Source organism: Pseudomonas sp. A-B-19 (assembly GCF_019947515.1).
Lineage (GTDB): Bacteria > Pseudomonadota > Gammaproteobacteria > Pseudomonadales > Pseudomonadaceae > Aquipseudomonas.
This window is the reverse complement of the sequence record NZ_JAGYGN010000017.1, coordinates 107,843-134,536: the sequence shown is the minus strand read 5'-3', so window position 1 is coordinate 134,536 and position 26,694 is coordinate 107,843. Positions and strand designations below refer to the sequence as shown.

The 26,694-nt window shown below is 59.2% G+C and carries 24 protein-coding genes; 13 read left to right on the top strand and 11 right to left on the bottom strand.

Features of this window, described 5'->3' with window-relative positions; genetic code table 11:
• Positions 1-383 precede the first annotated feature (383 nt).
• From msrQ to mrcB, 9 genes are all read right to left on the bottom strand, one after another.
• The gene (gene msrQ / locus KGA81_RS19350; RefSeq protein ID WP_223547733.1) at positions 384-1,004 is read right to left on the bottom strand and encodes a protein-methionine-sulfoxide reductase heme-binding subunit MsrQ; all 621 of its coding nucleotides are present in this window, start codon (positions 1,002-1,004) and stop codon (positions 384-386) included.
• Complete coding sequence (gene msrP / locus KGA81_RS19345) at positions 1,004-2,017, bottom strand: protein-methionine-sulfoxide reductase catalytic subunit MsrP (RefSeq protein WP_223547732.1); 1,014 nt, start codon at positions 2,015-2,017, stop codon at positions 1,004-1,006. Before msrP ends, msrQ begins: the two co-directional genes overlap by 1 nt.
• 63 nt (positions 2,018-2,080) lie before the next feature.
• Entirely contained in the window at positions 2,081-2,938 is an 858-nt protein-coding gene (gene pssA / locus KGA81_RS19340; protein WP_108216478.1) for a CDP-diacylglycerol--serine O-phosphatidyltransferase, read from the bottom strand.
• Positions 2,939-3,082: 144 nt separating this feature from the next.
• Positions 3,083-4,099, bottom strand: a complete 1,017-nt coding sequence (ilvC, locus tag KGA81_RS19335) for a ketol-acid reductoisomerase (protein WP_003228216.1) — start codon at positions 4,097-4,099, stop codon at positions 3,083-3,085.
• Between the two features lie 45 nt (positions 4,100-4,144).
• The gene (gene ilvN, locus KGA81_RS19330; RefSeq protein ID WP_003176102.1) at positions 4,145-4,636 is read right to left on the bottom strand and encodes an acetolactate synthase small subunit; all 492 of its coding nucleotides are present in this window, start codon (positions 4,634-4,636) and stop codon (positions 4,145-4,147) included.
• A gap of 2 nt (positions 4,637-4,638) precedes the next feature.
• On the bottom strand, positions 4,639-6,363 hold the full coding sequence (locus KGA81_RS19325; RefSeq protein WP_218432578.1) for an acetolactate synthase 3 large subunit: 1,725 nt from the start codon (positions 6,361-6,363) through the stop codon (positions 4,639-4,641).
• Between the two features lie 483 nt (positions 6,364-6,846).
• Positions 6,847-7,182: a YqcC family protein gene (locus tag KGA81_RS19320; protein ID WP_223547731.1), complete on the bottom strand. Its 336-nt coding sequence runs from the start codon at positions 7,180-7,182 to the stop codon at positions 6,847-6,849.
• Complete coding sequence (locus tag KGA81_RS19315) at positions 7,182-7,919, bottom strand: tetratricopeptide repeat protein (RefSeq protein ID WP_223547730.1); 738 nt, start codon at positions 7,917-7,919, stop codon at positions 7,182-7,184. Before KGA81_RS19315 ends, KGA81_RS19320 begins: the two co-directional genes overlap by 1 nt.
• 16 nt (positions 7,920-7,935) lie before the next feature.
• Positions 7,936-10,254 carry a penicillin-binding protein 1B gene (mrcB, locus tag KGA81_RS19310; protein WP_223547729.1) on the bottom strand — a complete coding sequence of 773 codons (2,319 nt, stop codon included), beginning with the start codon at positions 10,252-10,254 and terminating at the stop codon, positions 7,936-7,938.
• Between the two features lie 115 nt (positions 10,255-10,369).
• Here mrcB and KGA81_RS19305 point away from each other — a divergent pair, with 115 nt between their 5' ends.
• The 4 genes from KGA81_RS19305 to KGA81_RS19290 all read left to right on the top strand — a co-directional run bounded on the left by KGA81_RS19305 (position 10,370) and on the right by KGA81_RS19290 (position 13,577).
• Entirely contained in the window at positions 10,370-11,926 is a 1,557-nt protein-coding gene (locus KGA81_RS19305) for a bifunctional aminoglycoside phosphotransferase/ATP-binding protein (protein WP_223547728.1), read from the top strand.
• 91 nt (positions 11,927-12,017) lie between these two features.
• On the top strand, positions 12,018-12,362 hold the full coding sequence (locus KGA81_RS19300) for a pentapeptide repeat-containing protein (RefSeq protein WP_223547727.1): 345 nt from the start codon (positions 12,018-12,020) through the stop codon (positions 12,360-12,362).
• Positions 12,363-12,606: 244 nt separating this feature from the next.
• Positions 12,607-12,879, top strand: a complete 273-nt coding sequence (locus KGA81_RS19295) for a TfoX/Sxy family protein (RefSeq protein WP_108216473.1) — start codon at positions 12,607-12,609, stop codon at positions 12,877-12,879.
• Between the two features lie 380 nt (positions 12,880-13,259).
• Positions 13,260-13,577, top strand: coding sequence for a Rieske (2Fe-2S) protein (locus KGA81_RS19290; RefSeq protein WP_223547726.1), 318 nt, complete (start codon positions 13,260-13,262; stop codon positions 13,575-13,577).
• Here KGA81_RS19290 and sfsA read toward each other — a convergent pair.
• Both sfsA and KGA81_RS19280 read right to left on the bottom strand, forming a co-directional pair.
• Positions 13,574-14,287, bottom strand: a complete 714-nt coding sequence (sfsA, locus tag KGA81_RS19285) for a DNA/RNA nuclease SfsA (protein WP_223547725.1) — start codon at positions 14,285-14,287, stop codon at positions 13,574-13,576. The genes KGA81_RS19290 and sfsA overlap by 4 nt on opposite strands.
• A complete protein-coding gene (locus KGA81_RS19280) occupies positions 14,287-15,459 on the bottom strand; it encodes a pyridoxal phosphate-dependent aminotransferase (RefSeq protein ID WP_223547724.1) in 1,173 nt (390 codons plus the stop codon). The genes sfsA and KGA81_RS19280 overlap by 1 nt, the downstream gene beginning before the upstream one ends.
• 334 nt (positions 15,460-15,793) lie before the next feature.
• On the opposite strand from KGA81_RS19280, the gene dksA reads away from it, so the two are divergent.
• The 9 genes from dksA (at position 15,794) to panC (ending at position 26,607) form a co-directional block, all read left to right on the top strand.
• Positions 15,794-16,234, top strand: coding sequence for an RNA polymerase-binding protein DksA (dksA, locus tag KGA81_RS19275; protein WP_007971100.1), 441 nt, complete (start codon positions 15,794-15,796; stop codon positions 16,232-16,234).
• Positions 16,235-16,311: 77 nt separating this feature from the next.
• Positions 16,312-17,202 carry a tRNA glutamyl-Q(34) synthetase GluQRS gene (gene gluQRS, locus KGA81_RS19270; RefSeq protein WP_223547723.1) on the top strand — a complete coding sequence of 297 codons (891 nt, stop codon included), beginning with the start codon at positions 16,312-16,314 and terminating at the stop codon, positions 17,200-17,202.
• 77 nt (positions 17,203-17,279) lie between these two features.
• Positions 17,280-17,456: a hypothetical protein gene (locus tag KGA81_RS19265; protein ID WP_003176118.1), complete on the top strand. Its 177-nt coding sequence runs from the start codon at positions 17,280-17,282 to the stop codon at positions 17,454-17,456.
• Complete coding sequence (locus KGA81_RS19260) at positions 17,440-20,394, top strand: sensor histidine kinase (RefSeq protein WP_223547722.1); 2,955 nt, start codon at positions 17,440-17,442, stop codon at positions 20,392-20,394. The genes KGA81_RS19265 and KGA81_RS19260 overlap by 17 nt, the downstream gene beginning before the upstream one ends.
• A 22-nt stretch (positions 20,395-20,416) precedes the next feature.
• Positions 20,417-21,856 (top strand): sigma-54-dependent transcriptional regulator, encoded by a 1,440-nt coding sequence (locus KGA81_RS19255; RefSeq protein ID WP_223547721.1) that lies wholly within the window; start codon positions 20,417-20,419, stop codon positions 21,854-21,856.
• An 814-nt stretch (positions 21,857-22,670) separates the two neighbouring features.
• Entirely contained in the window at positions 22,671-24,071 is a 1,401-nt protein-coding gene (locus KGA81_RS19250) for a polynucleotide adenylyltransferase PcnB (protein ID WP_223547720.1), read from the top strand.
• Between the two features lie 3 nt (positions 24,072-24,074).
• Positions 24,075-24,560, top strand: a complete 486-nt coding sequence (folK, locus tag KGA81_RS19245; RefSeq protein WP_223547719.1) for a 2-amino-4-hydroxy-6-hydroxymethyldihydropteridine diphosphokinase — start codon at positions 24,075-24,077, stop codon at positions 24,558-24,560.
• A gap of 389 nt (positions 24,561-24,949) precedes the next feature.
• Complete coding sequence (gene panB / locus KGA81_RS19240; protein ID WP_223547718.1) at positions 24,950-25,750, top strand: 3-methyl-2-oxobutanoate hydroxymethyltransferase; 801 nt, start codon at positions 24,950-24,952, stop codon at positions 25,748-25,750.
• A complete protein-coding gene (panC, locus tag KGA81_RS19235) occupies positions 25,747-26,607 on the top strand; it encodes a pantoate--beta-alanine ligase (RefSeq protein WP_223547717.1) in 861 nt (286 codons plus the stop codon). Before panB ends, panC begins: the two co-directional genes overlap by 4 nt.
• Positions 26,608-26,694: the final 87 nt, after the last annotated feature.

Sequence of the window (26,694 nt, the reverse complement as noted above, 5' to 3'; positions counted from 1 at the left end):
TAGCAGTCTGACTCCACAAGCACCCACACGAATTGCTTGATTCAGTTGTTAAAGAGCGGTTGGTTAAGAGCTTTCGTCTCAACCGAGGCGCGCATTCTACAGCAGCCTCATTTGCTGTCAAGTGATTATTTTCTGAAGTTTTCCAAGTTTCCTTTTCAACTTCAACCACTTGCGCTTTCGATCTCTCGTCAGCGGGAGGCGAATTCTACAGCGTTACTCGCTGCTGTCAACACCTCTTTTTCAACTTCCTTCTGGCTTCGATGACCTGAAGCAACCCGCTGTCGAAAACTGCGTAACTCGTTGTTTACCAAGGAGTTTTCCGCTTCGACTGCGCCGGAAGTGGGGCGAATTATAGGCCTCTGGAATCTGCCGTCAACCACTATTTACGCCCTTTTGGCGGAAGAGGCCTTTTTAGCTATTAAACGCGGGATTCGACGAGCCAAAGGCGGTAACCGCAGCACTAACAGCAACGTACCTATAGAGGCATAGATCACCCACTCCTTCAGGTCGGCGCGCACAATCCAGAGCATATGCAGCAATCCAAGCCCGAGAATGACATACGCCAGGCGATGCAACTTCTTCCAGCCAACACCCAATCGTCGCTGACTGTATCGATTGGAAGTCACCGCCAATGCCAGCAAACCAAGAAAACCCAGCACCCCGACAATAATGTAAGGCCGCTTGCGCAACTCGACACCCAACTGAGACCAGTCAAAACCAAGAATGAATGCGCAGTAGCTACTGAGGTGGAGCAGCACATAGGCAAAACACCACAATCCCAACTGTCGCCGCACGGTATTCCAGCCCGCCCAACCGGTGAGTTTCTGCAAAGGCGTCAAGCTCAAGATTACGAGCAGCAGAACAAGCGCCCCCAACCCCAATCGATCAACCAGTACCTTCCCCGGATCCGGCCCGAGGACATCCTCCCAGGCCTGGTACAACCACAACAGCGGCCACACCAGCACCACGACAAAGACGCCGATACGCCAAAACGGATAGCGCATCAGTAGTTCTTCCTCAGGTCGAGCCCCGTATATAGAGAGGCGACTTCCTCTGAATAGCCGTTGAACATTTGCGTGTCGCGCACATTGGGCTTGAACAAGCCGCTGGGCAGGCGGCGCTCACGAGCCTGAGTCCACCGAGGATGGTCAACCGTGGGATTCACATTTGCATAAAAGCCATATTCATCCGCAGCAATACTCTGCCAAGTGGTTTTCGGCTGCTCGCTGACCAGACTGATGCGCACGATGGACTTGATACTCTTGAAGCCATATTTCCAGGGCACCACCAAACGCAACGGCGCACCGTTTTGATTAGGCAACTCACGCCCGTACATGCCTACCGCAAGAATCGCCAACGGGTTCATCGCTTCATCCAGACGCAACCCTTCTATATAGGGCCAGTCGATCAAGGCAAAACCGGAGCGCTGACCCGGCATGCTTTGGGGGTCCTGCAGGGTTTCGAAGCGGATGAATCTGGCTTTCGAGGTCGGCTCGACTTCCTTGAGCAGAGCCGAGAGCGGAAAACCGATCCAGGGTATGACCATCGACCAGGCTTCCACGCAGCGCAGTCGGTAGATTCGTTCCTCCAGCTGATACGGTTTCATGAAGTCCTCCAGCGCATACCGCCCAGGCTTGCCCACCTCCCCGTCCACCACCACCGACCACGGCTGCGTCTTCAGCGTGCCGGCATTGGCGGCCGGATCACCTTTGTCGGTGCCGAACTCGTAGAAGTTGTTGTAGTGAGTCGCATCCTTGAACGGCGTGATCGCCTCATCCTTGACGTTGACCGCCCCCCACTTGGTGGCCGGGAGCTTTTCGCTGAACCAGGAAGGCGCCTTGCCGGGCTCAACATCCGGGTAACGCGGATCATCGCCTGCGCTGGCCCATCGCGGCAGGCTGCCCAGAGCGAAGCCGGCAACCGTGGCACCCAGCACATTGCGTCGAGATAGATAGAGGGATTCTGGCGTGACGTCCGACTCATGGCAGTCGGACGCTTTGGAGACTTTGATCAGCATGGTTACTCCGCAGCTTTGGAGGACAGATGCACCCATAGACTGCGGAGTATGAGGGAAATTACATCACTCGGCGCTTTTGCGCCGACGAAGATGTAACAAGTACTGCACCGGGCCGGACGCTGCATAGGCGAGGAAAACCAGCAGCAGAATGCGCGGCGGATCACTGAACACCACTGCGAACACCAGCACCACGGCGAGAATCGCCACGAAAGGCACTCGCCCCTTCAGGTCCAGCTCCTTGAAGCTGTTGTACTTGATGTTGCTGACCATCAGCATGCCGGCCGCAGCAACCATCAGCGCAACCAGGAAGGACATCTTCGACCCCTGGATACCGTAATCGCTGAACGCCCAGACGATGCCCGCAACCACACCCGCCGCCGCAGGGCTGGCCAGGCCGATGAAGTAGCGCTTGTCCGCCGTACCGACTTGAGTGTTGAAACGCGCGAGACGTAGCGCCGCACCCGCGACATAAAGGAAGGCAACCATCCAGCCAACCTTGCCCATGTCACCCAGGGCCCAGCCGAAGGCCAGCAATGCCGGCGCCACACCAAAGGCAACCATGTCCGACAGCGAGTCATACTCGGCACCGAAGGCGCTCTGGGTATTGGTCATGCGCGCAACACGACCATCGAGGCCGTCGAGTACCATCGCGACGAAAATGGCGATGGCCGCAAACGCAAAGTACTTGCTCGCGTTGGCCGAGTCACCGGCACTCAGGGCCGCCTGCGCGCTCATCGAGTTGATGATGGAATAGAACCCTGCGAACAGGTTCGCAGTGGTGAACAGATTCGGCAGAAGATAGATACCACGATGCCGGACTTTACGACCTTCAGCGTCATGCCCTTCCTCGACATGCTCATCGATGGGCAGCAGGCTTTCGGCGTCAGAAGCCTGGTTTGGCTCTTCGGGGCGTTCGCTCATGGACATTACCTTGCAACGGGGTGGAAAGTCTGGACAGGTGTCTGGGACGACGGTTCGGCCGCAAACGATGCAGCTTTATACCAGAACCGGCCTCCCAAACGAAAAAACGCGGCCTGAGCCGCGTTTTTCGTACAAGGGCGTGACTTAGTTTTTAGCTTTGTCGACGATCTTGTTGGCACCGATCCACGGCATCATGGAGCGCAGTTGCTCGCCGATGATTTCGATGCCGTGAGCGGCGTTGTTACGACGCTTGGCGGTCATCGAAGGATAGCCGGTAGCGCCTTCGCTGATGAACATCTTGGCGTATTCGCCGTCCTGAATACGTTTCAGGGCGTTGCGCATGGCCTGACGGGATTCGGCGTTGATGACTTCAGGGCCAGTCACGTACTCGCCGTATTCGGCGTTGTTGGAGATCGAGTAGTTCATGTTGGCGATACCGCCTTCGTACATGAGGTCAACGATCAGCTTCAGTTCGTGCAGGCACTCGAAGTAGGCCATTTCCGGCGCGTAGCCAGCTTCGACCAGGGTTTCGAAACCGGCCTTGACCAGCTCAACGGTACCGCCACACAGAACGGCTTGTTCGCCGAACAGGTCGGTTTCGGTCTCGTCCTTGAAGGTGGTTTCGATGATGCCGGTACGACCGCCGCCAACGCCGGCAGCGTAGGACAGAGCGACGTTCTTGGCGTTGCCCGAGGCGTCCTGGTAGATCGCGATCAGGTCAGGGATACCGCCGCCCTTCACGAACTCGGAACGTACGGTGTGGCCTGGAGCCTTCGGCGCGATCATGATCACGTCGAGGTCAGCACGCGGCACAACCTGGTTGTAGTGGATCGCGAAGCCGTGGGAGAAGGCCAGGGTGGCGCCTTTCTTGATGTTCGGCTCGATTTCGTTCTTGTACAGGGAAGACTGGAATTCGTCCGGGGTCAGGATCATGACCAGGTCGGCAGCGGCAACAGCCGAAGCAACGTCGGTCACTTTCAGGCCGTGGGCTTCAGCCTTGGCAACGGTAGCCGAACCTTTACGCAGGCCGACAGTCACGTCAACGCCGGAATCTTTCAGGTTGCACGCTTGAGCGTGGCCCTGGGAACCGTAACCGATGATGGCAACTTTCTTGCCCTGGATGATCGACAGGTCGCAGTCTTTATCGTAGAAAACTTTCATGAATTTCCCCTATATCAGGCCGTTCAGGCCGTTCGCTAATTTGGTTTAGATGCTGAGTACTTTGTCGCCGCGGGCAATGCCGGTCACGCCGCTACGGACGGTTTCCAGAATCGATGCGGTGCCAATGGACTGAATGAAGCTGTCGAGCTTGTCGCTGGTACCGGTCAGTTGAACGGTATACACGCTGGCGCTGACATCGACGATCTGTCCACGGTAAATATCGGTAGTGCGCTTGATCTCGGCGCGCTGGGCGCCGGTGGCCTTGACCTTGACCAGCATCAGTTCGCGCTCGATGTGAGCACTCTCCGACAGGTCGACCAGCTTTACCACTTCGATCAGCTTGTTCAGGTTCTTGGTGATCTGCTCGATGACCTCATCGTGGCCAACAGTGGTCAGCGTCAGACGCGACAGGGTCGGGTCTTCGGTCGGGGCCACGGTCAGGCTTTCGATGTTGTAGTTGCGCTGCGAGAACAGGCCGACTACACGAGACAGAGCGCCGGGTTCGTTTTCCAGAAGCAAGGAAATAATGTGCCGCATGATTAGGTACGCTCCGTCTTGCTCAGCCACATATCGCGCATGGAGCCGTCTTTGATCTGCATCGGGTAGACGTGCTCGCTGGTATCGACCGAAATATCGATCACCACCAGGCGATCTTTCATGGCGAACGCTTCTTCCATCTTCGACTTCAAGTCTTTCGAATCGGTGATGCGCACACCAACGTGACCATAAGCCTCCGCCAGCTTGACGAAATCAGGCAGCGATTCCATGTAGGAATGAGAGTGGCGGCTGCCGTAGCTCATGTCCTGCCACTGGCGAACCATGCCCAGCACACCGTTGTTCAGGATGACGATTTTTACCGGCAAATCGTATTGCAGGCAGGTCGACAGTTCCTGAATGTTCATCTGGATGCTGCCCTCGCCCGTAACGCAGACGACCTCATCATCCGGAAAGCTCAACTTGATGCCCATGGCTGCCGGAAAACCGAAGCCCATGGTGCCCAGGCCACCGGAGTTGATCCAGCGGTTCGGTTTGTTGAACTTGTAGTACTGCGCCGCGAACATTTGATGCTGACCCACATCGGAAGCTACAAAGGCATCCCCCTTGGTCACTTCGCACAGGGTTTCGATCACGGTCTGTGGCTTGATGACGCTGCCGTCGCCCTTGTCATAAGGGAACAGGCCGCGATCACCGCGCCACTCATCAACCTGCTTCCACCAGCTGGCAACGGACTCCTTGTTCGGGGTCTCGCCGATTTCCTTGAGGATCGCGACCATTTCGGTCAGGACACTCTCGACCGGACCTACGATGGGCACATCGGCCTTGATGGTCTTGGAGATCGAAGCCGGGTCGATGTCGATGTGAATGATCTTGGCGTTCGGGCAGAACTTCGAGGCACCGTTGATGACACGGTCGTCGAAACGCGCGCCGACAGCGAGGATCACATCAGCATGGTGCATCGCCAGGTTGGCGGTGTAGCTGCCGTGCATGCCGAGCATGCCGATGAACTGACGGTCGGTGCCAGGGTAGCCACCGAGGCCCATCAGGGTATTGGTCACTGGCAGGTTGAGCATCTTCGCCAGTTCGGTCAGTGGAGCAGAACCACCGCCGAGGATCACGCCGCCGCCCGAGTACAAGACTGGGCGCTTGGCCGCCAGGAGCATTTCTGCCGCCTTGCGGATTTGACCGGAGTGACCACGAACAGCCGGGCTGTAGGAACGCAGCTTGGCTTTTTTCGGGAAGACGTATTCGAACTTCTCGGCCGGGTTGGTCATGTCTTTCGGGATATCGACAACGACCGGGCCAGGACGACCGGATTGCGCCAGGTAGAAGGCCTTCTTCATGACTTCCGGGATTTCCGACGCGTGCTTGATCATGAAGCTGTGTTTCACGATCGGCCGGGAGATACCGATCATGTCGGTTTCCTGGAATGCGTCGGTGCCAACCATGGTGCTTGGCACCTGGCCGGAAATGACCACCATCGGAATGGAGTCCATGTAGGCCGTGGCAATACCGGTGATGGCGTTTGTCGCGCCCGGCCCGGAAGTCACCAGTACCACACCGGCTTTACCGGTGGCACGGGCGTAACCGTCAGCCATATGGGTAGCCGCTTGCTCGTGACGAACCAGGATGTGGGTCACTTCCGGTTCTTTGAACAGGGCATCGTAGACATGAAGAAGAGCACCACCCGGGTACCCGTAGATATATTTGACGCCTTCGTCACGCAAAAAGCGGACGAGCATCTCACCGCCAGATAAAAGCTCCACGTTGCTCACCTCTAAAACGCCAGAATACCGCCCACGAAAAATGGAACGGGTCTTAATAGGTTTACTTCTCGGCAGAGCATGAGCGACGGTGGTCGCCGACTACGTCAGCACTGACTGAGCAAGTATTGGGATCGTCCCAAGTGTTGCGGGCCTTTCCCACCCAGCGCGAGGTAACGCGTTGCGGGTGTAACAGGTCGACGCGGATAGGCGCCTCATGATCTGCCGAGAGGGTCTGCTTCTGGCAGTCCCTGTACAGCGGACTTTGGATTCTTCTGTTTCGCCCTTCGCAAGTCAAGTCGTCTATGTGCTTTATTCTAGTAAGCACATGAGAACGCAAGAAAAAACCTGTAAACCAGCCCTGTGTTAGCTTCGATTGCGCAACTTTTGGCAAAAAATTGGCACCCGCATGCACTTACCCTGCAATAGCCGACAAAATAGAGAGAGATTGTGAACAACTGCCAGCGGACGCTGGCAGCTTCTGGCTCAGCGAGTTGCTGTGATCAACTGATCAAACTGTTTGAGCAATACCTGCAACTGCCGATCCTTGCCCTGGACATTGCGTCCGGCAAAGACCATTTCAGCCATTTCCTGAATGCCCGAAGCATTGGGTAGCGGCAAATCCTGCTCGAGGATCATCTTCATGCGCGGCAGGAAGATCCATTGCAGCCATTGCTCGAAATCCAGTGTATCGACCGAAAACGGCTCGACACTGCAAAGCGCTTCGACAGGTGGCGAGACTTCATCCCACCACCCTTGCACACGCAACTCGCGCTCGATCAACAACAGTTGATCGGCGACTTTCAGAAAGCGCGCGTCCATCACAGCGTTACCTTGGCCTTCTGGCGTGCCAATGCCGCGCCCTGGGAGTCACCCTGTTTTTCACGCGCCTGGGAGATCAGCTCCCACAAGTTGGCCTGAAGGGCCGGACGGCCATTGGCCAAGGTCAACCCACGGCGAGCGAACTGCTCGGCCTGGGCTGCGTCGCCTTGAGCCATCCGCACCTGCGCCAGACGATAAAGCACCTGCGGTTCACGCGGGGCAACACGCTGGGCGCGCTCGAGGCTGGAGGCGGCCCCGTTGAGATCACCGCTCGCCTGTTGCTGTTGAGCGGTGGTCAGCAAAGCCAACACTGGACCGTCCAGTTGCTCGTCGGCAGACAGTCCGCCCGCACTGGCCGACGGAATCCCGCTTGGCGACGACGGCATGCTGTAGCTGCCCTGATTGATCGGCGCCGCCTGGACCGGCGACGTGTCAATCGGTCCCGGCGTGATCGGACCCGGGGTAATCGGCGTAGTACTGATCGGCGTTGAAGTCGTTGCCGCGCCTGGCACCATCACCACTACCCCGCTGTCGCCTTGCGGTATTGCCTGGGTCTGCGACTGACCTTGCGCAGGGCGCTTGACGGTCGTCTGGCGGAAACCGCCATTGGCCGAGATCCGCTCACTGTTGGACACGGTGGTGCCGGAATCCACGACTGGAATCGAACCACGCTGTACGGTGGAGCAACCGCTGAGCAAAGCTACGGCGGCAACCGCTGGAATCAACCACTTGTTCACTTGAAACCCTCTTTGCTTAATTCATCCAGCCCTTGACCCAATCCATCACCGACTCAGCAGGGTTTTCACCACCGCAAGCGGCGCCAGGAGGCGGTTCGCTGCCGCGAATATACGGCATCTGCACTGCACCCGGGCAACCAGCGTCAGAACCTTGCCCGGTTCGCGAATCAACCCAGGCCTGAACGATATTATCCGGCTGCGGCATGTCCAGCGGCAACGGGTCGGCCTTGCGCATGAAACTGGTCCAGACCTGCAAGGCCCCGGTGGCGCCAGTGAACGGCGTCTTGCCGTTGTCGTCGCGACCCAGCCAGACCACCGCCAACAAGTCCTGGCTGAAGCCGGCAAACCAGCTGTCCCGCGAATCGTTACTGGTACCGGTCTTGCCCGCCAGGGTCAGGGTCCTTGGCAACACGTTATAGACCGAGCTGCCGGTACCTTCACGCATCACCCGCTGCATGGCGCTCTGGATCAGGTAAATGGAGGCCGGATCGAAACGTTGCTGAATCTGGAACGGATAACGCTTGAGCGGCTCGCCCTCGGCAGTCAGCACGCTACGAATCCCGCGCATCGGTGTATTGAAGCCGCCGTTGGCAAGAGTCTGGTACATGGTCGCCACTTCGATGGGCGTCATGCCGCCGGCCCCGAGCAACATTGACGGGAAAGCCGGGAACTCACGAGACACACCCAGGCGCTCCACCGTCTTCAGGACGTTCGGCACACCGACCGCCAAACCGAGCCGCGCGGTCGACAGGTTGTAGGAATGCGCCAGGCCTTGATAGAGGAAGACTGTACCGTGGGAGCGACGATCGTAGTTCTGCGGTTTCCAGACTTGACCGTCCGCGCCCTTGACCGAGAAGAACTCGTCCGACAGCCAACTGGTCAACGTGTACTGGCTTGGCTTCTCCAGCGCAGTCAGATACACCGCCGGCTTGATCAGCGAGCCGATCGGCCGCACAGCGTCCAGCGCCCGGTTGAACCCGGCAAAACTGGCCTGGCGACTGCCGATCATGGCCTGCACCTCACCGGTCTCCGGGTTGGTCACGACCATTGCCGCTTCGACGTCATCGGAACCCTTGCGCCCCGCCAGACGCTTGAAGGTGTCGTTGACCGACGCTTCGGCCTTCATCTGCAGGATCGGGTCGAAACTGGTGAAGATGCGCAGACCTTCTTCGGTCAAGTCTTCGTCGCGATAGTCTTGGCGCAACTGACGCTTGACCAGATCGAGGAAGCCGGGGAAAGAACTGTCCGCCAGACTGCCGCGCTTGGTCACGCCCAGCGGCATCTTCTTGGCTGCTTCAACCTGCTCGGCAGTCGCGACGCCCTGCTCTTGCAGCACATCGAGCACCAGGTTGCGCCGCTCAAGGGCACGCTCCGGATAACGACGCGGGTTATAGGCAGAAGGCCCTTTGACCATGCCCACCAGCAGTGCGACTTGATGCAGCTTGAGCTCGGCCAGCGGCTGGCTGAAGAAGAACTGGCTGGCCAGACCGAAGCCGTGCACCGCGCGCTGACCGTCCTGCCCGATAAACACCTCGTTGAGGTAAGCCTCAAGGATATCGCGCTTGTCGTAATGCACCTCAAGCAGCAGTGCCATCATCGCTTCGGTGAGTTTGCGGCTCAGGCTGCGTTCGTTGGTCAGGTAGAAGTTTTTGACCAACTGCTGAGTCAGGGTACTGCCACCCTGACGCATGTGGCCGGACGAACCGTTGACCCAGATAGCACGGGCGATCGACTTCGGCGAAACACCAAGGTGATGATAAAAATCGCGATCCTCGACCGCCACCAGCGTTTCCAGCAAGTACGGTGGCACCTGATCGATCTTGATCAGAATCCGGTCTTCGAGGTTTTTCGGGTACAGACCGCCGATCAGCAGCGGCTCCAGGCGCACCACAGACAGCTTCGAGCCTTTTGCCCCCGCCAGCTCGGCCACGTAATCACCGGAGAAACGCACCCGCACCGGTTGCGCTTGTTCCATGCCTTCATAGAACTGGAAGCCACGGGTATTCAGATCAACGGTATTGCCGTTGACCGACGCCGCACCCGGACCATTGGCCACGCTTTCACGGCGATAGCCCAGGGCATCGAGTTCGGTCAGAAAATCATCCCGGCTCAGCTTTTGTCCGACGAACAGCTCGAGCGGACGCGCGTAAACCTTGGCCGGAATGGTCCAGCGCTTGCCGGAGAACTTCTCCTGGACGATCGCGTCAAGGTAAACGGCGAATCCGGCCAGCACTACCAGGGCGACCAGACTGAGTTTAATGGCCCAGCCCAGCCACGGGCGCAGGCCCCTGGAGGGTGGTTTCTTTGGGGTGCGGGGAGTTCTAGTACGAGTCATGGCGGCGGATTATACGCACTTTATTCATCCTCAACAGGAGCGCTCCGAGGTTTGCGTCAAGCGGACTTACCGCCATAATGGCCGCCTTGATTTTCCAGACTCTGAAGGATCGCCCGTGAGCCAGTCCCTGATCGCTGCCCTGCAAAACCCTGCCCTCTACCCGCATCCTGTAGAGGGATTCCAGGTCATCGAGACCCATATTTCCTGGGTACTGCTCACCGGTCCCTATGCCTATAAAGTGAAGAAACCGGTCAATTTCGGTTTTCTCGACTTCACCAGCCTTGAGGCTCGCGAACACTTTTGCGCCGAAGAGCTCCGCCTGAACCAGCGCCTGACCGACGATTTGTACCTCCAAGTGCTGCCCGTCACCGGCAGTGCCGAGGCTCCGCAACTGGGTGGTGAAGGCCCGGCCATCGAATATGTACTGAAGATGCGCCAGTTCCCGCAAAACGGCTTGCTCAGCACCCTTCAAGCCAATGGCGAACTGACCACCGCGCACATCGACGAGATGGCCGGGCAAATCGCCCGCTTCCACCTCAGCGCACCGAAAGTGCCGGCCGGGCACGAAGCCGGCACCCCGGACAGCGTCATGGCGCCAGTGCTGCAGAACTTCGAACAGATTCGTCCGTTCCTCAGCGACAAAGCCGATCTGCTGCAACTCGACGCCCTGCAAGCCTGGGCCGAAAGCAGCTTCGAACGCCTCAAACCGTTGTTCGCCCAGCGCAAGGCCGAAGGCTTCATTCGTGAATGCCACGGTGACATCCACCTGGGTAACGCAACCGTGATCGACGGCAAGGTCGTGATCTTCGACTGCATCGAATTCAACGAACCGTTTCGCTTTACCGACGTTTATGCCGATACCGGCTTCCTGGCGATGGACCTGGAAGATCGCGGGCTGAAGTGCCTGGCGCGTCGTTTCATCAGCCAGTACCTGGAGCTGACCGGTGACTATCGCGGCCTCGAACTGCTGAACTTCTATAAAGCCTACCGCGCACTGGTTCGCGCCAAGGTTGCCCTGTTCAGCATGCCGGCCGAAGCCACTGCGGTGCAACGCGCCACGACCCTGCGCCAGTACCGCAACTACGCCAACCTAGCGGAAAGCTACAGCACCATTCCTTCACGCTTCATGGCCATTACCCACGGCGTTTCTGCCGTTGGCAAGAGCCATGTCGCCATGCGTCTGGTCGAAGCCCTGGGCGCGATCCGCCTGCGCTCCGATGTCGAGCGCAAGCGCCTGTTCGGCGAGCAAACCGTCGAAAACGAGGTACAGGCCGGCATCTATAGCGCCGACGCCAGCACGACGACCTATGCCCGCCTGCACGAAATCGCCGATGTCATTCTGCGCGCTGGCTTCCCGGTGGTGATCGACGCCACTTACCTCAAGCGTGATCAGCGTGACAGTGCCGCGAAGGTGGCCGAGGCCACGGGCGCACCCTTCCTGATCCTCGATTGCAATGCACCACAGGCCGTGATCGAGAGCTGGCTGGCCATGCGTCAGGCAGACAAAAAAGACCCGTCTGACGCTACCCTGGCCGTTATCGAAGCCCAACAAGCGAGCCGTGAAGCCCTGACACCCGCGGAAATCCTCTGCAGCAAGCGCGTCCAGACCAATGAAAGCGGGACGCTCGATACCGTTGTCGCACAAATTCGTCAACGCCTTCCGGGCCTGTAAGGAAGTTTTTCAGCCGTGAAGTCTCCGCTGGCTTCACGGCCGTCAAATAGTGGCACTATACTGGCGTCATAAAACCAACAGGTGATGCGACATGAGCCAGCCGAAACTTCTCGACACTCCGCTTTATGCCCTGCTGCACAAAGACGACATCAGAGGCTTCAACAGTGAACGCCCCAAGGATGGCCCCATCGACATGGCGGATGGAGACTTCCGAGGGCTGGACCTGCGCGAGCTGAATGCCGATGGTGTGGATTTCAGCAACGCCTACTTCCGCTCCGCCGACTTGCGCGGCATTGATTTCAGCAAAGCGAACCTGGAAGGCGCGAGCCTGGCCCACGCGCAAATCTCTGGCGCCTACTTTCCCGTGGAACTCAGCGCTGACGAAATCCTGATGTCGATGAACTTCGGCACGCGATTGCGTTATCACACTCGCTGACCAACGTCGCTGACCGACACGTCCAGCGCCCCTCGCTGCGCTGGACTGAGGGTTGCTCACCCGTAATTGCTGATTATCCCCGTCCTTTTCCTCCCGCGTTCGCGGATTTTTCACACTCTGCCAATACTCGTTTCTTAGAAGCATTTGCCTCGAAAACGAGCAAACAATCACGCGTTTCCTACTGATGGCTACACTCCTCAGAAGATTGCCCACGCTCTCCATTCGGCCATCGCAAGGAGGCTTGATGAATGATGAACTGCAACACCTGAAGAATCTTGGCAAGACGTCAGCGCAATGGCTGCATGCCGTGGGCATCCATAGCGCGTCGGACTTGCGTCGCCTCGGGGCGGTGGATGCTTATCGGGCCGTGCGCACGCGCGGTTTTCGGGCGTCCAAGGTGTTGTTGTACGCAATTGAAGGCGCCCTGATGGACGTTCACTGGAACGACATTCCCGCCGAGCGCAAGGAAGCGCTGAACAAACAACTGGAAGCCATCTCTACACGCCACAAGATTTGATCCGACAGATATTTCTGCAGCTTTGCAACCTGAAACCCAATGATTACGTGGCCTGCAGACGCAAATCCGGAAAATCGCAAAGAAATCGAAAAACAGCGGTTGACTTGGTAATGAGAATCTATATGATTATCACAACTGGTCGCGAGACTGGTCGATATTCTGAAAAGCCCTTGGTTCGGACTCTCGGATTATCTCCTCATCAGGCTAATCACGGTTATTTGACCCGGCTCTTGCCGGGTCTTTTTTTGCCTGTGGAAAATCACTGACAGGGTAAGGCGCAGCTTCCTTCAAAGGATTCCACGGGCGAGGCAGCCATTTGATAGCATTCAACCCTCAAGCTCGGAAATATCCGCTCACGAGCTGCGCAACCGAGGATAGACATGAAGTTGCTTTGCACAGGTGCCGAGCTGGTCAATGACAGCAGCCGCGGGTTCGACATCGGTGGCCAAAAGTTTTTTGCGGTGCGCCGTAGCGGACAGGTTTATGTCTACATCAATCGCTGCCCGCACCGGGGCGTTGCCCTTGAGTGGCATCCCGACCAGTTTCTCGACCCCAGCAACAGCCTGATCCAGTGCGCCACCCATGGCGCACTGTTTCTGATCGAAGACGGTGAATGCGTCGCCGGCCCTTGCGCCGGGCAAGCCTTGACCGGCGTGGCCTGCCGCGAGGATGAACAGGGGATCTGGATCAGCCTTTAACCACCCGGTAACACGTCCAGACGCCGGTCGACCAACATTTCTTCGTGGCTCAACCGCACACCGTAAGCCAATACCTCGACCCCGCAGGCGATAGCCTCACGCAAGGCCTGCGCATAAGCCGGATCGATTTCCTGCGCCGGGCGCACGGCCTCGATGTCGGTCAGGCAAACACAGTACAACTGCACCGCGCGAATACCGTCCCTGGCCAAATGCGCCAGCTCCCGCAGATGCTTGGCGCCACGCTGGGTGACCGCATCGGGAAACGCCGCCACCGCCGTACCGTCGAAGCCCAGGGTCACGCTTTTGACTTCGACATAGGCAGGCCCTTCGGGGTAATCGAGGCGGAAATCGATGCGACTGTTTTCCTGACCGTAAGCCACTTCGCGCTTGAGTCCGGTGAAACCGTTCAACTCTGTGATGACACCCGCCCGTAGCGCTTCTTCGATCAAACCATTGGCCCGGGCGGTGTTCACACAAAACAGCCGCCCTTGGGGGGTTTCACCGACCTCCCAGGTACCAGGCAACTTGCGTTTCGGGTCGTTGGAGCGGCTGAACCAGACCTGCCCGCCTTCGACCTGACAATTGAGCATCGAGCCGGTGTTCGGGCAGTGAATGGTCAGCAATTCGCCGCCAACGGTTTCGATATCAGCGAGAAAGCGCTTGTAACGTCGGATCAGGCGCCCTTCTTCGAGGGGAGGATGAAAACGCATCAGCCTTGCCAGCTCCGCAACCCACGGGCAATACGCTCGACCGCCTCCTGCAAACGCTGGAGATTTTGCGTATAGGCGAACCGCACATGATGCCCGGCCTGATAACGCCCGAAATCCAGCCCGGGGGTGAATGCCACATGTTCGGTTTCGAGAAAATGCCTGCAGAACGCGAAGGCATCGCCGCCGAACTTGCTGATATCGGCGTACAAGTAGAAAGCCCCTTCCGGCTCCACGGCAATGCCGAAGCCCAACTCACGCAAGGCCGGCAGCAGGTAATCCCGACGCCGGCCAAATTCGGCGCGGCGCTCTTCGAGAATGCTGATGGTTGCCGGCTCGAAACAAGCCAGTGCGGCGTGCTGCGCCATGCTCGGAGCACTGATGTAAAGATTCTGCGCGAGTTTTTCCAGCTCGCCGACGGCCGCGTCGGGGGCCACCAGCCATCCAAGTCGCCAGCCGGTCATCCCGAAGTACTTCGAAAAACTGTTCAGAACAAACGCACTGTCGTCGACTTCCAGCACGCTGGCCGCATCGGTGCCGTAGGTCAGACCGTGATAAATCTCGTCGACCACCAGATGACCGTGGCGCGCCTTGATCGCGGCAGACAGCTTCGCCAGCTCGTCGCGGGTCAGGATGGTGCCGGTCGGATTGGCCGGCGACGCCACCAAGGCACCGACGCTGTCGCGGTCCCAATGACGCTCGATCAGACCAGGTGTCAATTGATAGCGCACATCCGGACCGACGGGCACCAGCTGTGCCGCGCCTTCGACCAGTCGCAGGAAATGCCGGTTACACGGGTAGCCCGGGTCCGCCAGCAGCCAGTGTTTACCGGGGTCGACCAGCAAAGCGCTGGCCAGCAGCAACGCGCCGGACCCGCCAGGGGTGATGAGGATGCGCCGCGGGTCGATATTCAACCCATTACGCTGCTGATAAAAACCCGAAATGGCCTCACGCAGCTCCGGAATGCCGCGCGCGGCGGTGTAACGGGTCCGCCCTGCCGCCAGCGCAGCCTGGCCGGCCTGGATGATCGGCTCGGCGGTGGTGAAGTCCGGCTCGCCGATTTCCAGGTGGATCACATCGTGGCCGGCTGCCTGCAATTCGTTGGCCCGCGCCAACAGCGCCATGACATGGAAAGGTTCGATTGCGCGACTGCGGGCACTGTAGGGCTGAGCCATTAGCCTTCCTTCAACGGAAAAAAAAACCGATTCTACCCAAGCGCAGGAACGAGCGAGAACCTAAAGCGGTCAGAGGCCTTGTCACCCCGACCACAAACGACTCAAGCGTGTGCGCAAGGTTTGACTAAAATCAATAATTGAGCAGGGTTCCAGAGCCACCAGACAACGGTTTGTCATCATTTGCAAGCAGCACGTGCCGCAAGCTCGACATCCGGGAGTAGCGCGGTCCGAGTTGATCTGGTAAGTTCGCCCGCTTGCAGCCGCAGGGCCGGCAAGTGCCGGTGATGGAGCAATCCTGCGCAGATGGATTACAAGAGTAGAGGCGGTCTATTTCATGTCCACCCAAGCAAAGCAGCAAAATCAGGCGATCAGCGGCTTCGAGCCCTATGTTCAGAAAGCCGGCGAAGAGTACATGGGCGAGCCCATGCGCAAGCACTTCACCAAGGTCCTGAATCAGTGGAAAAAAGAGCTGATGGAAGGTGTCGACAAGACCGTGGACCACATGAAGGACGAAGCGGCCAACTTTCCTGATCCGGCAGACCGTGCCAGCCAGGAAGAGGAATTCGCCCTCGAACTGCGTGCCCGCGATCGTGAACGCAAGTTGATCAAGAAGATCGACAAGACACTTCAGCTGATCGAAGACGAAGAGTACGGCTGGTGTGAATCCTGCGGCATCGAGATCGGCGTCAAGCGCCTCGAAGCGCGCCCTACCGCCGACCTGTGCATCGACTGCAAGACCCTGGCGGAAATCAAGGAAAAGCAAGTCGGCAAATAATGGCGACTTGAACGAAGAACGGGGCGTGCGAACGCTCCGTTTTTGTTTCTGATGTTTTTTTGGCTTTAAATGCATCCATGACCGCCACCCCACCCTATATCGGGCGCTTCGCCCCCACCCCCAGCGGCCATCTGCACTTCGGCTCGCTGGTCGCCGCACTGGCCTCTTACCTCGACGCGCGCTCGGTGGGTGGACGCTGGCTGATGCGCATGGAAGACCTTGATCCGCCCCGTGAAGAACCCGGCGCCCAGGCGGCCATTCTCAAGGCCCTGGAAAGCTATGGCTTCGAGTGGGACGGCGGCCTGGTTCGCCAAAGCGAGCGGCACGATGCCTACGCCGAGGTGCTCAATCGCCTGTTCAATCATGGCCTGGCCTATGCCTGCACCTGTTCGCGCAAACAACTGGAGCCCTATCACGGGATTTATCCGGGGCTGTGCCGCAATGCCGGCCATGGCACCGACGATGCCGCCATCCGCCTGCGTGTTCCGGAGCTGGAGTACCACTTCATCGACCGGGTACAAGGCGAATACCACCAGCATCTGGGCCGGGAAGTCGGCGACTTCGTGATTCGCCGCCGCGATGGCCTCTACGCCTATCAATTGGCCGTGGTCCTGGACGATGCCTGGCAGGGCATCACCGATATCGTTCGAGGTGCCGACCTGCTGGACTCCACGCCCCGCCAGCTCTACCTGCAAGAGTTGCTCGGTCTGCCGCAGCCGCGTTATCTGCATATCCCGCTGATTACCCAGCCCGATGGCAATAAACTGGGCAAGTCCTACCGCTCGCCACCGCTGGCCGAGGATCAGGCAACCCCCCTGTTGTTGCGGGCGCTACGGGCGCTGGGACAGAACCCGGGAGCCGAACTGACTTACGCCACGCCACGGGAAGTGCAGAACTGGGGCATTGCCCACTGGGATGCCTCCTTGATCCCGCGCACACTGAGCCTGCCCGAGGCACAGCTGTTGTGATCGCACTTGCAGTGGCGCGCCCATCCGTTACCATCGCCGCACGTTTTCGGGCACGCGCATAAAAAAGAGAGGCCGGGATGTACATCTATCGCTTGGTCCTGCTTTTGGTAGTGGGGATTTACCTGTTTTCCCCGGCCATCATGGATTGGTGGATCGACGCCACTGGCGCCTGGTATCGCCCGTATCTGCTCTGGCTGATTCTGATCGTCGTGACTTTCATCCTGCAGAGCCAAAAAGATGCCGATGAGCTTTAGCCTGACCCAGATGATCCTGATCAGTGCCGCGTACCTGGCAGTGCTGTTCGGTGTGGCCTGGATCAGTGAACGGGGCATGATTCCCCGGGCGATCATTCGCCACCCGCTGACCTACACCCTGTCACTGGGCGTCTACGCCAGCGCCTGGGCGTTTTATGGCACCGTGGGCCTGGCGTATCAGTACGGCTACGGTTTTCTGTCCAGCTACCTGGGGGTTTCCGGGGCATTCCTGCTCGCGCCGGTGTTGCTCTACCCGATCCTGAAGATCACCCGTACCTATCAACTGTCGTCGCTGGCGGACCTGTTTGCCTTCCGCTTTCGCAGCACCTGGGCCGGAGCGCTGACCACGATCTTCATGCTGGTTGGCGTACTGCCGCTGCTGGCCTTGCAGATTCAGGCGGTCGCCGACTCCATCGGCATCCTCACCCAAGAGCCGGTGCAGAATCGCGTGGCCCTGAGCTTCTGCGCCTTGATTACGCTGTTCACGATTTTCTTCGGCTCCCGCCACATCGCCACCCGCGAAAAGCATGAAGGGCTGGTGTTCGCGATTGCGTTCGAATCGGTGATCAAGCTGATCGCCCTCGGCGGTGTCGGGCTGTATGCGCTTTATGGCGTGTTCGACGGCCCGCAACAGCTTGAGCTTTGGCTGCTGCAAAACCAGACCGCCCTCGCTGCCCTGCACACGCCGTTGCAGGAAGGCCCGTGGCGTACGCTGTTGCTGGTGTTCTTCGCCTCGGCGATCGTGATGCCGCACATGTACCACATGACCTTTACCGAGAACCTCAACCCGCGTTCGCTGGTCAGTGCGAGCTGGGGCCTGCCGTTGTTCCTGCTGCTGATGAGCCTGGCGGTGCCGCTGATTCTCTGGGCCGGACTGAAGCTCGGCGCCACTACCAATCCGGAATACTTCACCCTCGGCATCGGTATCGCCGCCAACAGCAAGGCACTGGCGTTGCTGGCGTATGTCGGCGGGCTGTCCGCTGCCAGCGGCCTGATCATCGTCACCACGCTGGCGCTGTCCGGGATGGCCTTGAACCACCTGGTGCTGCCGCTGTATCAACCGCCGGCCGAAGGCAACATCTACCGCTGGCTGAAGTGGACCCGCCGGGCGTTGATTGTCGCGATCATCATGGCCGGTTACGGCTTCTACCTGATGCTCGGTGCCGAGCAGGACCTGGCCAACCTCGGCATTGTCGCGTTCGTCGCCACGCTGCAGTTCTTGCCGGGCGTGCTCTCGGTCCTGTATTGGCCGACCGCCAACCGGCGCGGCTTCATCGCCGGGTTGCTGGCGGGGACCCTGGTGTGGCTGGTGACCATGTTGTTGCCACTGGTCGGCAACCTGCAAGGCTTCTACATTCCGCTGCTGAACATGATCTACGTGCTGGACGACACCAGCTGGCACATGGCGGCGATTGCCTCGCTGGCGGCCAACGTGCTGATGTTCACCCTGATCTCGCTGTTCACCAACGCCAGCACCGAAGAGGCCAGCGCCGCCGAAGCCTGCGCCGTGGATAACGTGCGCCGTCCGCAACGCCGGGAACTGCACGCCGCCTCGCCCCAGGAGTTCGCTACACAGCTGGCAAAACCCTTGGGTGCCAAGGCTGCGCAGAAAGAAGTGGAACAAGCGCTGCGCGATCTCTATCTGCCCTTCGACGAACGCCGACCATACGCCCTGCGCCGCCTGCGCGACCGCATCGAGGCCAACCTCTCCGGCCTGATGGGCCCGAGTGTGGCCCAGGACATGGTCGAAACCTTCCTGCCCTACAAGGCCGGCGGTGAAAACTACGTCACCGAAGACATTCACTTCATCGAAAGCCGTCTCGAGGATTACCACTCGCGCCTGACCGGCCTGGCCGCCGAACTCGATGCCCTGCGCCGCTATCACCGCCAGACTCTGCAGGAATTGCCGATGGGGGTGTGCTCGCTGGCCAAGGATCAGGAAATCCTCATGTGGAACAAGGCCATGGAGGAACTCACCGGCATCGCCGCGCAACGCGTGGTCGGTTCGCGCCTGAGCACCATTGCCGATCCCTGGAAAGAACTGCTGCAAGGCTTCATCAATCTGCCGGACGAACACTTGCACAAGCAGCACCTGGCCCTCGACGGCCAGACACGCTGGCTGAACCTGCACAAAGCGGCGATCGACGAACCCCTCGCGCCGGGCAACAGCGGCCTGGTGTTGCTGGTGGAAGACTTGACCGAAACCCAAATGCTCGAGGACAAACTGGTGCACTCCGAGCGTCTGGCCAGCATCGGTCGCCTGGCGGCCGGTGTGGCCCATGAAATCGGCAACCCGATCACCGGCATCGCGTGCCTGGCGCAGAACCTGCGCGAAGAACGGGAAGAAGACGGCGAGCTGAAGGAAATCAGCGGCCAGATCCTCGAACAGACCAAACGCGTGTCGCGCATCGTCCAGTCGCTGATGAGCTTTGCCCATGCCGGCAGCCATCAGCACAACGACGAGCCCGTCTGTCTGGCCGAAGTGGCTCAGGATGCCATCGGCCTGCTGGCCCTGAACCGACGCAACTTCGAAGTGCAGTTCTACAACCTGTGCGACCCCGAACACTGGGTCGAAGGCGACCCGCAACGGCTGGCCCAGGTATTGATCAATCTGCTTTCAAACGCCCGTGACGCCTCGCCTCCCGGCAGTGCGGTACGGGTCAAGAGCGAAGCCGGCGAACACACGGTCGATCTGATCGTGGAGGACGAAGGCAGCGGTATTCCGTCGAGCATCATGGACCGACTGTTCGAACCTTTCTTCACCACCAAGGACCCTGGCGAAGGCACCGGTCTGGGCCTTGCACTGGTCTATTCCATCGTTGAAGAGCATTATGGACAAATCACCATCGACAGCCCGGCTGATGTTCAAAGCCAACGCGGCACCCGAATCAGGGTTACTTTGCCGCGTCATGTCGAAGCGACGTCCGCTGTGAACTGAGACCGTCGAGAGTATCGAATCAATGCCGCACATTTTGATCGTCGAAGACGAAACCATTATCCGCTCCGCCTTGCGCCGTCTGCTGGAACGTAACCAGTACCAGGTCAGCGAAGCCGGATCAGTGCAGGAAGCACAAGAACGCTTCACCATTCCCTCGTTCGATCTGATCATCAGTGACCTGCGCCTGCCGGGCGCGCCTGGCACGGAGTTGATCAAGCTCGCCCAGGGCACGCCGGTGCTGATCATGACCAGCTATGCCAGCCTGCGCTCGGCGGTCGACTCGATGAAAATGGGTGCGGTGGATTACATTGCCAAGCCATTCGACCACGACGAAATGCTGCAAGCCGCCGCACGAATCCTGCGTGACCGACAAACGGTACAGGCCGGTGGTGAAGCGGTTGCCGGCAAAGCCGCCAACGGTGCGGCAAAATCCGGTACCGACAACAGCAACGGTGAAATCGGCATTATCGGCTCGTGCCCGCCGATGCAGGACCTGTATGGCAAGATCCGCAAAGTGGCACCAACCGATTCCAACGTTCTGATCCAGGGCGAATCGGGCACCGGTAAAGAGCTGGTGGCGCGCGCCCTGCACAACCTGTCCAAACGCGCCAAGGCGCCGATGATTTCGGTGAACTGCGCGGCCATTCCGGAAAGCCTGATCGAATCCGAACTGTTCGGCCACGAGAAAGGCGCATTCACCGGCGCCAGCGCCGGACGCGCCGGCCTGGTGGAAGCGGCGGATGGCGGTACCTTGTTCCTCGACGAAATCGGTGAACTGCCGCTGGAAGCCCAGGCTCGACTGCTGCGCGTATTGCAGGAAGGCGAAATTCGTCGTGTGGGCTCGGTGCAGTCGCAGAAAGTCGATGTGCGCCTGATCGCCGCGACTCACCGTGACCTCAAGAGCCTGGCGAAGATCGGCCAGTTCCGCGAAGACTTGTATTACCGCCTCCACGTTATTGCGCTGAAGCTGCCAGCGCTGCGCGAACGCGGTGCGGACGTCAATGAAATCGCCAATGCGTTCCTGGCGCGGCAAAGTGCGCGGATCAATCGCACCGACCTGAAATTCGCCGCGGATGCCGAGCAAGCCATTCGTCACTACGCCTGGCCGGGTAACGTTCGCGAACTGGAAAACGCCGTCGAGCGTGCCGTTATCCTGTGCGAAAGCCCGGAAATTTCCGCCGAGCTGCTGGGCATCGACATCGAGCTGGGCGACCTGGAAGATGACGAATTCATTGGCCTGCCCCCACAACAGGGCAATGGCAATGCCAGTAACAGCAACCACGAGCCGACCGAAGACCTCTCCCTGGAAGACTACTTCCAGCATTTCGTCCTCGAGCATCAGGACCACATGACCGAAACCGAGCTGGCCCGCAAACTCGGGGTCAGCCGCAAATGCCTGTGGGAACGCCGTCAGCGCCTGGGCATCCCGCGGCGCAAGACCGGGGTAGCCAGCGAAAGCTGAACCGCACCTGTCTCATGAGTGGGTAACACGTGACTTTGTGGAAAAAACTGTTACCTCAGTTTTTTCACGTAACAGAAGCCGGGGCTTACGGTAACGATGCCCCGGCTTTTTTTGGCCTTCGAATTGCCTTGCAGGCGGCCTAACCCCTTGTTTTATTGGGTTTCGCAAAAGTTGGCACGCACCCTGCTATATGTTTGGTACAAGAACAATAACAAGCAATGCACAAGACAATAAAAATAAGACGAATCGACTCACGCACAATAAAAACAAGACGGCGAGAGGCGCAGCTAACTGATTCTTTTGGAGAGGCGTTGTATTTGGGGCTAGCCCCACGACCAGGCCGAGAACAACAAAAAACTGTCTTAAGACAGAGCCTGTACTGGTTGGATCGCAAGATCACTGCAACACAGCGACCAAAGCAATCCGTTTGCTCTTGACTCCCGATTGGGAGGGTCATGAAGGAAACTTCATGGCGAGGGCACTCAACAAAAACAAAAAGCCCGAAACCAAAAATAAAAATAGAGCATGCAACTACTTCTTGGGGAGCTTCGGCTCCCCTTGTGGTTTCTGTGATCCAAGCCCCCACACCCACTTCCTGTAGGAGCGAGCTTGCTCGCGAAGAACCTGAGGGCGTAGCTGGGTATCTGATTTAACGCGTCATCGTTCACGACCATCGTCGGAACGCCGCCCGGAGCAAGCTCGCTCCTACCTCCTACAGCGTCCTACACCATCCCCCGACTAAATGCTAGAATCCCCGCCCATCATGCGGTCATTCTTCTGTTATGGCCGAACATTCCTTCAAACAGTGCATCCCATGCTGAAGAAGCTGTTCCAGTCATTCCGTTCTCCCAAGCGTCCTACGCAACACATTCGCAGCACGCCTGAAGTGCTCAACAGCGGCCAACACTCGCTGCAGAAGGCGCAATTCAGCCGTTACGCGGTGAATATCGTTGAACGCCTGCAGAGCGCCGGTTATCAGGCTTACCTGGTTGGCGGCTGCGTGCGCGACATGCTGCTGGGTATCACACCGAAAGATTTCGACGTTGCCACCAGCGCCACACCCGAGCAGGTGCGGGCCGAATTCCGTAACGCGCGAATCATCGGGCGCCGGTTCAAACTGGTGCACATCCACTTCGGCCGCGAAATCATCGAAGTCGCGACCTTCCGCGCCAATCATCCGCAAAACGAAGACGAGGAAGACAGCAACCAGTCTTCGCGCAACGAAAGCGGGCGCATCTTGCGCGATAACGTCTATGGCACCCTGGAAGAAGACGCGCAGCGTCGCGACTTCACCATCAATGCCCTGTATTACGATCCGGTCAGCGAACGCATCCTCGACTACGCCAACGGCGTACACGACATCCGCAATCACCTGATTCGCCTGATCGGCGATCCGAAACAACGCTACCAGGAAGACCCGGTACGCATGCTGCGGGCCGTGCGCTTCGCCGCCAAACTGAACTTCGGCATCGAGAAACACAGCGCCCTGCCGATCCGCGGCCTGGCACCGATGCTGCGCGAGATCCCGTCCGCTCGCCTGTTCGAAGAGGTGCTCAAGCTGTTCCTCTCCGGCCATGCCGCCGATACGTTTGAAATGCTGGTCGACCTGCAATTGTTCGATCCACTGTTCCTGGCCAGCGCCGAAGCACTGGAATACAACCCGACGTACACCCACACCCTGATCAGCGAAGCCCTGATCAACACCGACCTGCGGATCAAGCAGAACAAACCGGTCACCCCGGCGTTCCTGTTTGCAGCCCTGCTCTGGCCTGCCCTGCCGGCCCGCGTCCTGCGCCTGCAGGAGCGTGGTATGCCACCGATTCCGGCGATGCAGGAAGCGGCACACGAGCTGATTACCGAACAGTGCCAGCGGATCGCGATTCCGAAACGCTTCACCATGCCGATCCGCGAGATCTGGGACATGCAGGAACGCCTGCCGCGCCGCAGCGGCAAGCGTGCCGATCTGTTGCTGGACAATCCGCGCTTCCGCGCCGGCTACGACTTCCTGTTGCTACGCGAAAGCGCCGGCGAGCAGACCGATGGCCTGGGCGAATGGTGGACGGACTACCAGGACGCCAACGAAAGCGAGCGCCGTGACATGATTCGCGACCTCAGCGGCAAGGACGAAGGCACCGGCGCCCCGCGCAAGCGTCGCCGCAGCGGTGGCTCCAAGCGCAAACGCGCTGCCGGCGCTTCGAGCACCACAGGCGAGTAATCCATGGAACGCATCTACATCGGCATGGGCAGCAATCTGGCTGCCCCTGCCGAACAATTGCGCAGCGCAGTCGAGGCGCTGGCGCACTTGCCGCAATCAGAGCTGGTCGGGGTTTCTGCGTTTTATCAAAGTGACTCGCTGCTGCCCGGACAACCGCGCTACACCAATGCAGTGGCCGCTCTCGACAGCACGCTGGCGCCACTGGAACTGCTGGATGCCTTGCAGGCCATCGAAAATGGCCAGGGTCGCGAGCGCCTTGAGCGCTGGGGACCGCGCACGCTGGACCTCGATATCCTGCTGTTCGGTGATCGCCTGATCGACGAACTGCGCCTCAAGGTTCCCCATTACCACATGCAAGAGCGGGCCTTCGTGTTGTATCCGCTGGCAGAATTGGCACCTGCGGATTTGCGCCTGGCCGATGGCCGCGCGCTGAGTGAATTACTCGCGGCCTGCCCGTTCGTCGGGTTGGAACGCCTGCCCCCGAAGTGACACAAAATCCCCTGTGGGAGCGAGCTTGCTCGCGATGGCGTTGTGTCAGTCCATATCAATGTTGAATGTACTACCGCTATCGCGAGCAAGCTCGCTCCCACATTGGTTTGTGGTGAGCACAAAAAGTGCAGCAGGCTCCGTATTGAACAAACCTGCTGAATCGCATCAGTTACCCCGGTAACACCCCTCCCGTAACAATGCGGTAACACACACAATTGACTTCCCTCGTTCTCCTCATGACTATAGGCGTCCCGCTACCGCCAACACGGCGTTCAAGGGCGCAATCCAGGCCTTAAAAGCACGACTGAAGAACGTGCGCCTGTATTCAACGAAGAATCACGCGCGTTACTCGCAGTAGTTTCCACAGCGCCTGAACGAGGAAATTTTTCATGCCAGCCATCACCCTGACCACCCTGCAAGGTCTGAAGCAAAAAGGTGAAAAGATCACCATGCTGACCTGCTACGACGCGACCTTCGCCCACGCCTGCAATCAGGCTGGCGTCGAAGTGCTGCTGGTGGGCGACTCCCTCGGCATGGTTTTGCAGGGCCACGACAGCACCTTGCCTGTCACCACCTCCGAAATGGCTTACCACGTGGCCGCCGTCAAGCGCGGTAACAGCGACGCCTTGATCCTCGCCGACCTGCCTTTCATGGCCTACGCCACCACCGAACAAGCCATGACCAACAGCGCCCTGTTGATGCAGGCCGGCGCGCACATGGTCAAGGTTGAAGGGGCGTTGTGGCTGGCCGATTCGATCCGCCTGCTGGCCGAGCGCGGCATCCCTGTCTGCGCGCACATGGGCCTGACGCCGCAATCGGTGAATATCCTTGGCGGCTACAAGGTCCAGGGTCGCAATGAAAACCAGGCGCGGCAGATGCGTGCCGACGCGATCGCCCTGGAACAGGCCGGGGCGGCAATGTTGCTGCTCGAGTGCGTCCCGAGCGAACTGGCCGAAGAAATCACCCAAGCGGTGAAGATTCCGGTGATTGGTATTGGCGCAGGCAATGGCACCGACGGCCAGGTGCTGGTTCTGCACGACATGCTGGGGCTGTCCATTACCGGCCGCATGCCAAAATTCGTAAAAAACTTCATGACTGGCCAGACCAGCATCGAAGCTGCACTGAATGCCTACGTGACTGAAGTCAAAGCGGCGACCTTCCCTGGGATCGAACACGGATTCTCTGCATGAACACCGTAAAAACCGTACGCGAACTACGGGCCGCAGTGGCCCGTGCCCGTAGCGAAGGCAAGCGCATCGCCTTTGTGCCAACCATGGGCAACCTGCACAGCGGCCACGTGGCGCTGGTGACCAAAGCCTCCCAACGGGCGGACTTCGTGGTCGCGAGCGTTTTCGTCAACCCGCTGCAGTTCGGTGCTGGCGAAGACCTCGACAAGTACCCGCGTACCCTCGCCGCCGACCAGGAAAAACTGCTCCAGGCCGGTTGCCATTTGTTGTTTGCCCCCACTGTTGAAGAGATGTACCCCGACGGCATGACCGGCCAGACCCGCGTCAGCGTTCCGCAGCTGTCCGAAGGCCTGTGCGGTGCCAGCCGGCCGGGGCATTTCGAAGGCGTGGCGACGGTGGTCTGCAAGCTGTTCAACATGGTCCAGCCGGACCTGGCGATTTTCGGCGAAAAAGATTTCCAGCAACTGGCGGTGATTCGTGCGCTGGTCCATGACCTGAACATGCCGATCCAGATCATCGGTGAGCCGACCGTACGGGCGGCCGATGGCCTGGCGCTGTCATCGCGCAACGGCTTCCTCAGCGAAGAGCAACGCGCAGTGGCACCGGTGGTCTACCGCACGCTGAAAGCGATCGGCGAGGCGATCAAACAGGGTGAACGCGACTACCCGGCGCTGATCGACACCCAGATCAAACAACTCGAAACGGCCGGCCTGCGTCCTGACTATCTGGAAATCCGCCATGCCCTGACCTTGCGCCCGGCGACGGCGCAGGATCGTGATCTGGTGATTCTGGTGGCAGCGTTCCTCGGTACGACGCGGTTGATCGACAACCTGCATCTGAACCTCGACGCGCCAGCCTAACCATCGCAAAAACCTGTAGGAGCGAGCTTGCTCGCGATAGCGGACTGTCAGCCAACACACCTGTTGAATGTCAGGCCCTCATCGCGA

Bases quoted from the DNA above. Each gene is read 5' to 3' on its own strand.
- msrQ (WP_223547733.1), bottom strand. From the start codon at position 1,004: ATGCGCTATCCGTTTTGGCGTATCGGCGTCTTTGTCGTGGTGCTGGTG.
- msrP (WP_223547732.1), bottom strand. From the start codon at position 2,017: ATGCTGATCAAAGTCTCCAAAGCGTCCGACTGCCATGAGTCGGACGTC.
- pssA (WP_108216478.1), bottom strand. From the start codon at position 2,938: ATGAGCGAACGCCCCGAAGAGCCAAACCAGGCTTCTGACGCCGAAAGC.
- ilvC (WP_003228216.1), bottom strand. From the start codon at position 4,099: ATGAAAGTTTTCTACGATAAAGACTGCGACCTGTCGATCATCCAGGGC.
- ilvN (WP_003176102.1), bottom strand. From the start codon at position 4,636: ATGCGGCACATTATTTCCTTGCTTCTGGAAAACGAACCCGGCGCTCTG.
- KGA81_RS19320 (WP_223547731.1), bottom strand. From the start codon at position 7,182: ATGGACGCGCGCTTTCTGAAAGTCGCCGATCAACTGTTGTTGATCGAG.
- mrcB (WP_223547729.1), bottom strand. From the start codon at position 10,254: ATGACTCGTACTAGAACTCCCCGCACCCCAAAGAAACCACCCTCCAGG.
- KGA81_RS19300 (WP_223547727.1), top strand. From the start codon at position 12,018: ATGAGCCAGCCGAAACTTCTCGACACTCCGCTTTATGCCCTGCTGCAC.
- KGA81_RS19295 (WP_108216473.1), top strand. From the start codon at position 12,607: ATGAATGATGAACTGCAACACCTGAAGAATCTTGGCAAGACGTCAGCG.
- KGA81_RS19290 (WP_223547726.1), top strand. From the start codon at position 13,260: ATGAAGTTGCTTTGCACAGGTGCCGAGCTGGTCAATGACAGCAGCCGC.
- sfsA (WP_223547725.1), bottom strand. From the start codon at position 14,287: ATGCGTTTTCATCCTCCCCTCGAAGAAGGGCGCCTGATCCGACGTTAC.
- KGA81_RS19280 (WP_223547724.1), bottom strand. From the start codon at position 15,459: ATGGCTCAGCCCTACAGTGCCCGCAGTCGCGCAATCGAACCTTTCCAT.
- dksA (WP_007971100.1), top strand. From the start codon at position 15,794: ATGTCCACCCAAGCAAAGCAGCAAAATCAGGCGATCAGCGGCTTCGAG.
- gluQRS (WP_223547723.1), top strand. From the start codon at position 16,312: ATGACCGCCACCCCACCCTATATCGGGCGCTTCGCCCCCACCCCCAGC.
- KGA81_RS19265 (WP_003176118.1), top strand. From the start codon at position 17,280: ATGTACATCTATCGCTTGGTCCTGCTTTTGGTAGTGGGGATTTACCTG.
- KGA81_RS19260 (WP_223547722.1), top strand. From the start codon at position 17,440: ATGCCGATGAGCTTTAGCCTGACCCAGATGATCCTGATCAGTGCCGCG.
- KGA81_RS19255 (WP_223547721.1), top strand. From the start codon at position 20,417: ATGCCGCACATTTTGATCGTCGAAGACGAAACCATTATCCGCTCCGCC.
- KGA81_RS19250 (WP_223547720.1), top strand. From the start codon at position 22,671: ATGCTGAAGAAGCTGTTCCAGTCATTCCGTTCTCCCAAGCGTCCTACG.
- folK (WP_223547719.1), top strand. From the start codon at position 24,075: ATGGAACGCATCTACATCGGCATGGGCAGCAATCTGGCTGCCCCTGCC.
- panB (WP_223547718.1), top strand. From the start codon at position 24,950: ATGCCAGCCATCACCCTGACCACCCTGCAAGGTCTGAAGCAAAAAGGT.
- panC (WP_223547717.1), top strand. From the start codon at position 25,747: ATGAACACCGTAAAAACCGTACGCGAACTACGGGCCGCAGTGGCCCGT.